Raw genomic sequence first — 10,143 nt, forward strand, 5'->3', positions numbered from 1 at the left:
CACGTCCGCCCGCCACCCGACCAGGAGGCCACCCGCTCCCGCTCCCCGGCCGGCATCAGCTCCAGCCGGCTCACCGGCAGGTCCGGCTCCCGCACCGCATGATCCAGCAGAGTGCGCCAGTGCCCCACCAGCGTCGCCACATCCGCCGCGTCGAACAGGTCGGTGGCGTACTCCACCTCCAGCCGCAGGCCACCGGCGCCCCGGTAGACCGACCAGGTCAGATCGAACTTCGCCGTGTCCGTGGGCACCATCGTCCGCCGCACCTCGACACCGCCCGGCAGGGAGACCTCCGGCTCCTCCTCGTGCAGCGCGAACACCACCTGCACCACCGGCGTGTGGCTGAGCGACCGTTCGGGCCGCAGCCGCTGCACCGCCACGTCGAACGGGACCCGGCTGCGCCCCAGCGCGTCCAGCACCCCGGCCCGCGACCGGCCGACCAGGGACCGGAAGGACGGGTCGTCGGACAGGTCCGTCCGGATCACCAGGGAGTCCGCGAAGAACCCCACCAGCTCGTTCAGCTGCGGCAGCCCGCGCCCGGCCACCGGCGAGCCCAGCACGATGTCCTCGCGGCCCGCGTGCCGGGCCACCAGCGTCTGGAAGGAGGCCAGCAGCACCATGTACAGCGTGGCGTTCTGCCGCGCGGCGAACGTCTCCAGCGCCTCCAGCGGCACCCCCGTCAGCGGAAAGGACGCGGTGCGGCCCCGGTGGGTCAGCTCCGCCGGGCGGGGCTTGCCGGTGCCGAGGTCCAGCACCTCCGGCGCACCGTCCAGCGCCTTCTCCCACGCCGCCAGCGCCGCCCCGGCCCGCGGCCCCGCGACGGCCTCCCGCTGCCACAGCGCGTAGTCCGCGAACTGCACCCGCGGCGCCCCGGACCCCCGGGGGCCCTCCGCCGTCCCCTCCCGTTCCCAGGCGGCCAGCAACTGCCGCTGGAAGACCTCCACCGACCAGCCGTCACAGGCGATGTGATGGAACGTCAGGTGCAGCCACAGTTCGCCGTCCGCCAGCCGCAGCAGCAGGAACCGCACCATCGGCCCGGCCGCCAGATCGAACGGGGCCACCGCCTCCGCCTTCACCAACTCCTCGGCACGCGACCGCAGTCGCGCCCGGTCCCCGCCCACCCCGCCCGCGGAGAGGTCCACCCGCCGCCCGGGAACCGTCCGGTCCGCCAGCACCCGCTGGCGCGGCTCCCCGTCCGCACCCTCCTCGATCACCGTGAACAGCACGTCCTGCCCGGCCGCCACCGCGTGCAGCGCGGCCAGCAGCCGGTCACCGGCGTCCGCCGGCAGCGGCCCGGTGAAACGCAGGGTGACCGGGACGTTGTACACCGGGCGTCCGCTCAGCCAGCGGTCCAGGAACCACAGCCGCTGTTGTCCGAAGGACAGCGGCCCGCGGTCCGCCGGGCGCGGCCGGAGAGTTCTGCTGGAGTGAGCCGGTGAATTCCCCGGGCGACGGATGCCGTTGTCCATGTACGAAGTCCTTCTCGCCGGCCGAGTAATTCGGCGGATGACCGGTGATCGTGATCCGGAAAGCAGGGCGGAGCGCCAGCACATTGCGGAGGAAAGGGCCACGAGCTGTGGAACATCTGCACGTTAGGGAGGGCAACGGGGGAAGTCAAGGGATTCCCGTGGCAGTTGTGTTCGCAATAGTGGATCGATGGCGGAAGGAAAAGAAAGCGATATGTCTTCGCGGAAAAAGGAGCGGGCAAGGGCTCCGCTTTCCTTCCGGTGAATGCACCGCGAAGGGGCGGACGGAGGAATGCGCGGCACCGCGCCGCCCGTTCCGCGCCGACCGGGGAGCGGACCGCTCCGGCTCAGCCGGCCGCCGCCACCGGCCGCCCGCCGCTGTCTGTGAGCGCCACGGTCAGCCGGGCCACGGCCTCCGGCGGCGCGTCACCGGCCGCGCCACGGGCCGCCGCCAGCAGTTCGCGCGCCTGCCGGTGCTCCCCCCGGTGCCGGTACGCACCGGCCAGCGTGATCAACGCCTCGATCTCGTCCCCGGGCTCGGCCCCGCCGTACACCCCGCCGTACCCCGCGGCCCAGCCGCCGGGCGCACCACCGGCCACCGCGACCAGCACCGCCCCGGCCCCCAGCCGCGAGGCCCGCACCGCGCCACCCTCGCCGGGCCCGTCCGCCCTGCCCGCACCGGCCTGCCCCGCGTACCCGGGCGCCGCGCGCCCGCGCCCCCACACCGCCACCACCCCCTCGGCCAGCGCCCGCGCATACGGCAGCAGCCCGGCCTCGGCCGCCTGCCGGATCGCCGACAGCAGCCAGGGCCGTTCCCGCCCGTACCAGCTCTGCGGATCGGCCAGCAACGGGCCCACCAGCCGCCCCGGCAGCGCCCAGCGCGGTACGCCCGCACCGCCGGACCCGGCCCCCCGCGCCGGATCCGGCCGTGCCGGCCGCTCGGAGCCGCCTGCGCGGCGCGCCTCGTCGAGCAGATACAGCAGCGCACCCAGATAGCGTTCGAGCGCCGAACGGTGCGCGCCCGCCGTCTCCTCGGCCGCCAGCCGCTCCCGGGCGAACGCCCGGACCAGCCCCGGCAGCCGGTAGCGGGCCGCACCCGTCACCGGGTCGACCTCCACCTCCAGCAGATAGCCCTCGGCCAGCTCCTCCAGCAGATCCAGCGAGGTGAGCGGATCGGTCCGCAGCAGCGGGCCGCCGGCCCACGAGGCGAACGACGCGGCCCGCGGCACCGCCAGCAGCCGCAGCAGCCGGCGCGCCCCGGGCGTGCGGCCGGCGTAGGCGGCGGCGACCCCGGCCCGTACGTCGGCGCCGGAGCAGCTCAGTTCGTCCAGCGGCCGGGCACACTCCAGCAACCGGCGGTGCAGATCGGCCATCCGCCAGTGCGGGCGCGCCACCAGCCGGGCGGCGGCCCCGCGCAGCGCCAGCGGCAGATCGTCACAGGCGGCGCAGAGCGCGGCGGCGGCCGCCGGCTCCGCCTCGACCCGCCGCCGCCCGGCGATCCGGCCCAGGAGTTCCAGCGCCTCCGCCCGGTCGAACGGGGCCAGCTCCACCCGGCGCGCCGCCGGCAGCCCGGTCAGCCGGTGCCGCGAGGTGATCAGCACCCGGCACCCGGCGGTCCCCGGCAGCAGCGCCGCGACCTGCTCCTGGGAACCGGCGCCGTCCAGCACCACCAGCACCCGCCGCCCGGCCAGCCGGTCCCGGTACATCTCCGCGCGTTCCTCGGTGTCCGCCGGGATCTCGGCCTCCGGGACGCCGAGTGCCCGCAGAAACCTGCCGAGCACATCGCCAGGACGCGCCGCGGCCCCGCCGGGGCCGGACAGCGAGGCGAACAGCTGCCCGTCCGGGTACAGGGGCGTCAGCCGGTGGGCCGCGCGAACCGTCAGTGTCGTCTTGCCCACCCCGGCCCGGCCCGTGGTCACCGTCACCGGCACGGCCGTGAGCCCGGCCTCCGCCCCGGCCTCCGCCCCGCCGTCCGCCCCAGGCTCCGCCCCGGCCCCGTACGGCCCGCCCGGGGGTTCGAGCAGCGCCGCCAGCGCCTCGCGCCGCCCGGTGAAGTCGGCGACATCGGCGGGCAGCAGCCGCGGAACGCGCTGCGGCGCCGGGCGGCCGGCGGCCGCCACCGTCCGGCCCGGCCCCGCACCCGGGCCGTGGAACAGCTGCGGGTCACCGCTCAGGATCGCGTGGTGCAGCCGGCGCAGCCCGTCCCCCGGCTCGATGCCCAGCTCCTCGATGAACGTCTCGCGTGTCCTGCGGTACACGGTGAGGGCCTCGGCCTGCCGGCCTGCCCGGTACAGCGCCGTCATCAACAGCGCCCGGGGTCTCTCCCGCAGGGGATGCGCGGCGGCCAGCGCCGCCAGCTCGCCCACCAGCCGCTGATGCTCCCCGGCGGCCAGCTCCAGCTCCAGGCACTCCTCGTGCAGCGCCAGCCGCTGCTCGTCCAGCTGGGTCACCCCGCCGCGCACCAGCCCGCTGCCGATGCCGTGCAGGGCGGGTCCGCGCCACAGCGCCAGGGCCGACCGGAACGCGCCCGCCGCCCGGCGTAACCGCCCCTCGGCCGCCGCCTTCCGGCCGGAGGCGACCCGCCCCTCGAACTCCGTGAGATCCAGGAGGTGTCCGCCGGTCCGCAGCCGGTAGCCGGGCGGCCGGGTGGTGATCAGCCCACCGGCCGACAACTGGTGCCGCAGGGAGGAGATGCAGATCTGGATCTGGCTGCGGCTGGTCGCCGGCGGCTCCTTGCCCCACACCCCGTCGATCAGCCGGTCGACCGGCACGATCCGCTCCGCCTCCAGGAGCAGCAGCGCCAGCACGGTGCGCTGCCGCGAACCCCTGACCTGGAGGGGGCCGTCGTCGTGGGCCACTTCCAGCGGGCCGAGTATCCGGAACTCCATGGGTGTCTCTCCCTCACTGCTCGATCCGTGTTCCCGAAGACCGCGCGGCGGAGTGAGGAAGCGTGCCCCCGGCCGGGGCCACCCGCGTAGAACGTGCCGTCGACCAGCCGGAAACAGAGGTGAGTGGCCTTCCGGCCTGCGGTGACGCCGTGCGCCCGGGCGTACCGGGCCGCGGTCGGTGCGCCGTCCCCCCGGACGGACCCCGGCGGAGCCGCCACGAGGGGTAGCCGGGCAACTCCTGTCGGAGACGATGGCACAGCGGTCACGGGGTCGTCAACGAACAGGAATGTCGAGTTCCCGCCACGGCCCGGGCGCATACGTCACGGCGCGCGGTCCTCCCCCCGGCCGGGGCCCCCGCCCGCCGTGGTGGCCAGCCGCAGCACGGTACGGAGCAGCACATCCGCGCCCCGCACCAGCGCCTCCGGCGGGGTGTCCTCGGCCGGGGCGTGGGAGATCCCGCCGGTACTCGGCACGAAGATCATGCCGATCGGGGCGACGGACGCCACGATCTGCGCGTCGTGCCCGGCCCCGCTCGGCAGCGCCAGCCGGGCCAGCCCCAGCGCGTCCGCCGCCTCCGCGATCGCCCGCCGCAGCCCCGGGTCGGTGGCCACCGGCGCCGAACCGCTGGAGACGGCACACCGCACCCGGCAGCCGGTACGCCGCTCCACCCGCGCGCACACCGCCCGGACCGCGGCCTCGCCCGCCGCCAGCCGGGCCGGGTCGATGTCCCGTACCTCCGCGGTGAGCCGGGCCGTACCGGGCACCGTGTTGGTCACATTCGGGGACGCCCGCAGAAAACCCACCGTGGCCGTCGTGCAGATCCCGTCCGCCGCGGCGATCCGCCGCACGCCCAGCACCAGTTCGGCGGCGGCCACCAGCGCGTCCTGCCGGGCCTCCATGGGGGTGGTGCCCGCGTGCTGCGCCTGCCCCAGCACCTCGATGTCCACGATGGTGCGGCCCACGATGCCCTCCACCACCCCGATGGGGATCCCGGCGCGCTCCAGCACCGGGCCCTGTTCGATGTGGAGTTCCAGATAGGCCGCGATGCTTCCCTCGGGCCACGCCGCCTCGGCCAGCCGGGCGGGATCCCCGCCGTGCTCGGCCAGATAGGCGTGCGCGCCGCGCCCGGCACGGTCGGTGGCCTCCGCCTGGTCCGCCAACTGCCCGCACACCGCCCGCGAGCCGAAGAACGGCAACTGCACCAGCGCGCCCTCCTCGTTGGAGAACGCCACGGCCACCGGATCGAACGGCAGCCGCACCCCGCCGGCGTGCAGCACCCGCAGCACCTCGATGGCCGCGACCACCCCGTAGGCGCCGTCCAGCCGCCCGCCCTGCACCACGGTGTCCACGTGCGAGCCGATCAGCAGCACGGGACCGGCGGACGGCCCCGGCAGCCGCACGAAGAGGTTCCCGGCCGGGTCGGTGCGCGGCACCAGACCGGCCGAACGCCCCACCCCGGCCAGCCAGCCGCGGGCCTGCCGCTCCAGCGGGCCGAGCCCGAGCCGGGTCACCCCGCCGCCCGGATCGGCGCCGATCTCGCCCAGCCGCTCCAGCACCTCCAGCAGCCGTACCCCGTCGACCCGCGGCACCGGCGGGCCGGCGGGGGAGGGGTCGCGTCGCGCGGTGTCCTCGGGCGAGCCGAACTGCGTCACGTCTCCTCCAGCCGGGCGATGCCCGGAGCGCGCCGTCATCTGCTGGGGAGGCATGGCACCACATGCGGCTATTCCTGGAATATCGAAACGCAATCCATGGCCCGCCGGGGCCGGCACGCGCCTCGGCGCCGCACCGTCCGGCCGCGTCAGGAATCGGCGGCCGCGGCCGCGCCGTCCGGGGCGTCCCGCACCCAGGCGAGGACGGCCTCGGCGTCGAAGGTGTCCTGGCCGCCGGGGAAACACAGCCCCGCCGCCGCGAACACCGCTTCGTCCGCCGCCCGCAGCACCGAAGGCACCGCGACACACCGCATACCGGCCGCCAGCGCCGCCGTCACCCCCGGGGCCGCGTCCTCCACCACCACGCACGCCTGCGGCGGTACCCCCAGCCGGTGCGCCGCCGCCTCGAACACATCCGGCGCCGGCTTCCCGCGCGGCACCTCCTCGGCGGAGACCCGCACCGGCAGCAGCGCGCCCACCGCGCTGCCGGTCAGCGCCGCGTCGATCGCCTCCCGGGTGGACCCGGAGGCCACCGCAAGCGGCAGCCCCGCCGCGTGCGCCAGCTCCACCAGCCGCGCCATGCCCGGGAACACCTCGATACGGCCCCGGATCAGCTCCAGGTAGACCCGGTCCTGCTCGGCCAGCAACTCCTCGGCCGGCGTGGCGATCCCGTACTCCGCCCGCTGCGCGGCCAGCGCGTCCAGGGCACCGATCCCGATGTAGTGCGTGTACCGCTCCCAGCTGAAATCACGCACACCCTGCCCGGCCAGCACCCGCCGGTTCGCCTCGTAGTAGTGCGGCTCGCTGTCCACCAGCGTGCCGTCGAGGTCGAACACCAGGGCAGCGGCAGCCGGTCGCACCGTCGTCATACGACCAGTGTGACAGCCGCGCCGCCCCGGCTCACCGGGCCGAGGCCCCCTGCGAATCCCGCAGCGGAATCCCGAGCTTGGTGGTGTACGCCGACAACACCAGCTTGCCGATACCCGGGTACGCGCCCAGCGGCTCGGCCGTCGCGCAGCCCGCCTCCTCGGCGGCCGCGGCCAGCAGCCCGTCCGGCACCTCCGGCCCGATCAGGCACGGCGCGAGCGCCAGCTGCTGCGAACCCGCGTCCATCAGCTGCGCCGCCACGTCCGCGACCGAACCGGCCTTGTCCAGCGCCGCCGCCAGCACCGGCACCGCCAGCCGCGCCGAGAGCAGCATGCCGGTGATCCCCGCCGCCTGCACGGCCTCCTCGCCGCCGACGGTGACCAGGATGATCCCGTCCGCCGCCGTGGCCACGGTGAACAGCCGGGCCCGGTCGGCGCGGGCCAGATCCGCCTCCGACAGCCGTACGTGCACCCCCTCGGCCAGCAGCGGGTGCGGCCCCAGGACGTCCGTCAGCTCGGCCCCCGAGCCACTGCTGAGCACCGCCTGCCGGATACCGCGCAGCTGCGCGCTGTCCGGACCCGCGAGCAGCGGGACGACCACGGCCGACGGACGCTGCTCGGCGTCGTCGCGCTCGGCGGCCACCTGCGACAGCACCGCGCGCAGCGAGGGGAACTCGGTGTCCTCGTCCGCGCTCTCGGAGAAACCCACCCGCGCGTCGAGCCCGGGCAGCTCGGAACGGGCGATGCTGGTCACTTCCTCGGCGATGCCGCGGCCGGCCGCCGACGGCGTACCGGGCACGGCGAGCACGAGCACCGGCGCGCCCTCGGGCGCGCTGACGGGCTCCGGGCGACGGTGACGTCCGGGCTGGCGTGGTCTCGGCATTCGTACGGGCAGTCCGGGCCCGTGCCCAGTGGGGGAGCTCATGTCGCCGCATGTTAATGCCTTGATGTGCTTGGCTGTTCGGCCGGGGGCACCCCCTTGGGGTTTGTCCGGAAAAATCCCGCGCCTGGGTGTGACCCGGTCAACCCACCACCAGCAACGCCCGATCGGATGGCAACCCCAGCCCGCCCACCGCGATCCGCGCGGCGACCAGCAGCGCACCGGCCAGTGGGTCCCCGGCCGCGGGGACTGTGACGCAGCCCGGCAGCCGGCGGTCCAGCTCCGCCCGCAGCGGGGCCAGCAGTGGCTCGCCGAGGCGCAGCAGCCCTCCGGTCAGCGCCACCTCCGTCCCGCCCCCGTCCGCCACCGCGCCCGGTGCCGCCGCCGCGGCCGTCTCCGCGATCTCCCGCGCGGCCGCCGCCATGATCTCCGCCGCCACCGGGTCGGCGGCGGCGCAGGAAGCCACCTCGGGCGCGAAGGACGCCAGTACCGCCGCCCGGTCGGGCCGCGGATACACCGCCTCCGGCAGCCCGGCCGCGGGGCCGAACCGCGCCTCGGCCCGCTCCAGCAGGGCCGCCGAGCCGCCGGTGCGCCCGTCGTGTGCCCGCAGCGCCGCGGCCAGCCCCCGCCCGCCGATCCAGGCCCCGCCGCCGCAGTCGCCCAGCAGATGACCCCAGCCGTCCGCCCGGCGCCAGCCGCGCAGATCGGTGCCCAGCGCGATCATGCCGGTGCCCGCCGCCACCACCACGCCCGGACGGATCCCCAGCGCCCCGGCGTACCCGGTGACCGCGTCCGCCGCCAGCGCCCAGCGCCGCACCCCGAACCCGTCCGCCAGCGCCCCGGGCAGCCGCTCCCGCAGCCCCGCGCCGAGGGTGGCCATCCCGGCCGCGCCCACGCACGCCGCCGCGACCGGCCCCGCCCCGGCCCGCGCCACCAGCTCCCGGCCGGCCGGCAGCAGCCGTTCGGCGAACTGCTCCGCGTCGATGCCCGCCGCCCCGGTCCGCACCGGGGGAGCGGTGACCGTCTCCCACCCCGGCTCGACCGCGCCCGCGGCGGAGACCGCGGCCAGCGCCACCCGCAGCCCGGAGCCGCCCGAGTCCACCCCCAGCACCCAGCCCCCGGCCGGGGCGCTCACGGCAGGGTCCAGTCCACCGGCGGCGCGCCCTGCTCGGCCAGCAGGGCATTGGCCCGGCTGAACGGCCGCGAGTTGAAGAACCCCCGGTCGGCCGACATGGGGGAGGGGTGCGCCGATTCCACGCTCGGCACCGGGCCGAGCAGCGGGCGCAGATTCCGGGCGTCGCGCCCCCACAGGATGGCCACCAGCGGCTTGCCGCGCGCCGCGAGCGCCCGGATCGCCTGCTCGGTGACCTCTTCCCAGCCCTTGCCGCGGTGGGCGCCGGGGCTGCGCGGCGCGGTGGTCAGCGCCCGGTTCAGCAGCAGCACCCCCTGCCGCGTCCAGGGGGTGAGGTCGCCGTTGGACGGCCGGGGCGCGCCGAGGTCGGTGTGCAGTTCGCGGAAGATGTTCTCCAGGCTGCCCGGCAGCGGCCGCACCTCGGGTGCCACCGCGAAGCTGAGCCCCACGGCGTGGCCCGGGGTGGGGTACGGGTCCTGGCCGACGATCAGCACCCGCACGTCGTCGAACGGCTGGCTGAAGGCCCGCAGGACGTGCGCTCCCGCGGGGAGGTAGGTCCGGCCCTGGGCGATCTCCGCGCGCAGGAAATCGCCCATCGCCGCGATCCGGTCGGCCACCGGTTCCAGGGCCTTGGCCCAGCCGGCTTCCACAATCTCATTCAACGGTCGTGCTGCCACGGTCCGTTACCCTACTGTCCGGCGCCGTCGGCGCGCGCCACCGGCCGCCGGGCCGGCCACGCGTGGGAGCGTTCCTCACACCGCCCGCAGATACTGCGCCGGCACCCGCCGGTCGCGTACGCCCAGCTCGCGGGCCGCCCGGTGCGCCCAGTACGGGTCGCGCAGGAGTTCACGGCCCAACAGGACGGCGTCCGCCTCGCCGTTGACGAGGATCTTCTCGGCCTGCTCCGGCTCGGTGATCAGCCCGACCGCGGCCACCGGGAGATCCGTCTCGTTCTTCACCCGGGCCGCGAAGGGCACCTGGTAGCCGGGGCCGGTGGGGATCCGGACGCCGGGGGCGTTGCCGCCGGTGGACACGTCCAGCAGGTCCACTCCGTGCTCGCGCAGCAGGCGGGCGAAGCGCACCGTGTCGTCGGCCTCCCAGCCGCCCTCGGCGAGCCAGTCGGTGGCCGAGATGCGGAAGAACAGCGGCAGGTGCTCGGGCCACACGGCGCGGACGGCGTCCACCACCTCCAGGGCGAACCGGGTGCGGCCCGCGAAGTCGCCGCCGTAGCCGTCGGTGCGGTGGTTGCTGAACGGGGACAGGAA

General features: G+C 76.2%; 8 protein-coding genes. All 8 read right to left on the reverse strand.

Going from position 1 to position 10,143, the window contains the following annotated elements; all coding sequences use genetic code 11:
- Positions 1–1,466: condensation domain-containing protein (locus tag ACFV5N_RS18855; protein ID WP_385600930.1), on the reverse strand; the 1,466-nt coding region annotated here is incomplete at its 3' end.
- A 344-nt stretch (positions 1,467–1,810) separates the two neighbouring features.
- Positions 1,811–4,351, reverse strand: a complete 2,541-nt coding sequence (locus ACFV5N_RS18860) for a BTAD domain-containing putative transcriptional regulator (protein WP_385600933.1) — start codon at positions 4,349–4,351, stop codon at positions 1,811–1,813.
- Between the two features lie 320 nt (positions 4,352–4,671).
- Complete coding sequence (locus ACFV5N_RS18865) at positions 4,672–6,003, reverse strand: Zn-dependent hydrolase (RefSeq protein ID WP_385600936.1); 1,332 nt, start codon at positions 6,001–6,003, stop codon at positions 4,672–4,674.
- 146 nt (positions 6,004–6,149) lie between these two features.
- Positions 6,150–6,869 carry an HAD family hydrolase gene (locus tag ACFV5N_RS18870; RefSeq protein WP_385600939.1) on the reverse strand — a complete coding sequence of 240 codons (720 nt, stop codon included), beginning with the start codon at positions 6,867–6,869 and terminating at the stop codon, positions 6,150–6,152.
- 31 nt (positions 6,870–6,900) lie between these two features.
- Entirely contained in the window at positions 6,901–7,791 is an 891-nt protein-coding gene (locus tag ACFV5N_RS18875) for a sirohydrochlorin chelatase (protein WP_385600942.1), read from the reverse strand.
- A 97-nt stretch (positions 7,792–7,888) separates the two neighbouring features.
- A complete protein-coding gene (locus ACFV5N_RS18880) occupies positions 7,889–8,881 on the reverse strand; it encodes a BadF/BadG/BcrA/BcrD ATPase family protein (protein WP_385600944.1) in 993 nt (330 codons plus the stop codon).
- Positions 8,878–9,555: a uracil-DNA glycosylase gene (locus tag ACFV5N_RS18885; RefSeq protein WP_385600947.1), complete on the reverse strand. Its 678-nt coding sequence runs from the start codon at positions 9,553–9,555 to the stop codon at positions 8,878–8,880. Before ACFV5N_RS18885 ends, ACFV5N_RS18880 begins: the two co-directional genes overlap by 4 nt.
- A gap of 75 nt (positions 9,556–9,630) precedes the next feature.
- A partial coding sequence (locus ACFV5N_RS18890) for a tRNA-dihydrouridine synthase (RefSeq protein ID WP_385600950.1) occupies positions 9,631–10,143 on the reverse strand: 513 nt, incomplete at its 5' end.

Source organism: Streptomyces sp. NPDC059853 (assembly GCF_042731495.1).
GTDB lineage: Bacteria > Actinomycetota > Actinomycetes > Streptomycetales > Streptomycetaceae > Streptomyces.

What these genes read in the sequence shown, in the direction of transcription:
- ACFV5N_RS18875 (WP_385600942.1), bottom strand. Translation starts at nt 7,791, where the DNA reads ATGAGCTCCCCCACTGGGCACGGGCCCGGACTGCCCGTACGAATGCCG.
- ACFV5N_RS18870 (WP_385600939.1), bottom strand. Translation starts at nt 6,869, where the DNA reads ATGACGACGGTGCGACCGGCTGCCGCTGCCCTGGTGTTCGACCTCGAC.
- ACFV5N_RS18860 (WP_385600933.1), bottom strand. Translation starts at nt 4,351, where the DNA reads ATGGAGTTCCGGATACTCGGCCCGCTGGAAGTGGCCCACGACGACGGC.